Source organism: Polaromonas sp. P3_C2 (assembly GCF_056402675.1).
The window spans coordinates 1-1,784 of sequence record NZ_JBFUGX010000760.1 but is presented as its reverse complement, the minus strand read 5'-3'; the positions used below and the strand labels follow the sequence as shown (position 1 = coordinate 1,784).

At 63.3% G+C, this 1,784-nt stretch carries 2 protein-coding genes; both read left to right on the top strand.

Going from position 1 to position 1,784, the window contains the following annotated elements:
- Nucleotides 1-513, top strand: a 513-nt coding sequence (locus AC1DWI_RS21615; protein ID WP_477725726.1) for a pyridoxal-phosphate dependent enzyme, incomplete at its 5' end; no start/stop codon positions are given.
- A gap of 47 nt (nucleotides 514-560) precedes the next feature.
- Nucleotides 561-1,784, top strand: a 1,224-nt coding sequence (serS, locus tag AC1DWI_RS21610; protein WP_477725725.1) for a serine--tRNA ligase, incomplete at its 3' end; no start/stop codon positions are given.

Genomic DNA, 1,784 nt, shown 5'->3' with positions numbered 1-1,784 from the left:
CTGCTGACACACGCTTATGACCAGCCAGAAGTGCTGGCCGGCGCCGGCACCATGGCGGCAGAGATTGAGCAGCAGGGTGGCGTGCCTGATTCCGTGCTCGTCAGCGTGGGCGGCGGCGGCCTGATTGGCGGCGTGGCCAGCTGGTTTGAGCAGCGCAGCCGTGTGGTGGCGCTGGAGCCTGAGCTGGCGCCCACCTTGTACAAAGCCCGCGAGGCTGGTGAGCCGGTGGACGTGGCCGTCAGCGGTATCGCCGCCGACTCACTGGGTGCCAAACGCATCGGCAGCCTGGCCTGGGACGCCACCCAGGCACATGTGCGCGATGCATTGCTGTTGACTGACGAATCGATACGCGCCGCGCAGCTATGGCTCTGGAAAGAATTGAAACTGGCGGTGGAGCCCGCGGCGGCCCTGCCGCTGGCCGCGCTGCAAAGCGGCCGCTACCGTCCGCGCGCCGACGAAAAAGTCTGCCTCATCATCTGCGGTGCCAACCTGGACCCGGCCAGCCTGAACTGAGCTGAACGGGCCCTGTCCACCGCAGCCCTACAAAATACAATGGCCCCATGCTAGATATCAACCTGCTTCGCAAAGACCTGCCTTCGGCTATTGCCCGGCTGGAAACCCGTAAAACCCCGCAAGCCTTCCTCAATGTGGAAGCCTTCCAGGCGCTGGAGGCCGAACGCAAGGCCCTGCAGATCCGCACCGAAGAGCTGCAGAACCAGCGCAACACGCTGTCCAAGCAGATCGGTCAGCTCAAGTCCAAGGGCGAAGACGCCAGCGCCATCATGGCGCAGGTGAGCGCTTCCAAGGCCGAACTCGAATCTTCCGCTGCGCGGCTGGATCAGATCCAGACCGACATRCAAACCCTGCTGCTGGCTGTGCCCAACCTGCCGCATGAAAGCGTGCCTCAAGGCGCGGGCGAAGCCGGCAATGTCGAAGTACGCAAATGGAGCCCGATCGAAGGCCTGGGCGGCGAGCCGGCCGCGTTCTCCTTCGAAGTGAAAGACCACGTCGACGTGGGCCAGCCTTTGGGGCTGGACTTTGAACTCGGCACCAAGCTGACCGGTTCGCGTTTTACCGTGATGAAAGGCCCGCTGGCGCGCCTGCATCGCGCGCTTGCGCAGTTCATGCTTGATGTGCAAACCGCCGAGCACGGTTACACCGAGTGCTACACGCCCTACATCGTCAATGGCGATTCACTGCGCGGCACCGGCCAGTTGCCCAAGTTTGAAGAAGATTTGTTTGCCGCCAAAAAGGGCGGGCAAGAGGGTGCAGCCGAAGCCGAAAGCACTGCGCTGTACCTGATCCCCACGTCGGAGGTGCCGCTGACCAACTTCGTGCGCGATGAAATCGTCGCCGAGGCTGACTTGCCGCTTCAGTACACCGCCCATACGCCGTGCTTTCGCTCAGAAGCCGGCAGCTACGGCCGCGACACCCGAGGCATGATCCGCCAGCATCAGTTCGACAAGGTCGAGATGGTGCAGATCACGCACCCCGACAAAAGCTACGAAGCGCTGGAAGCCATGACGGGCCACGCCGAAGCCATTTTGCAAAAGCTCGGCCTGCCGTACCGCGTCATGCTGCTGTGCACCGGCGACATGGGCTTCGGCGCCGCCAAGACCTACGACCTGGAAGTGTGGCTGCCCGCGCAAAACACCTACCGCGAAATCAGCTCGGTCTCCAACTGCGAAGCCTTCCAGGCCCGCCGCCTGCAGGCCCGCTTCAAGAACGCGCAAGGCAAGAACGAGTTTGTGCACACCCTCAATGGCTCCGGCCTGGCCGTAGGC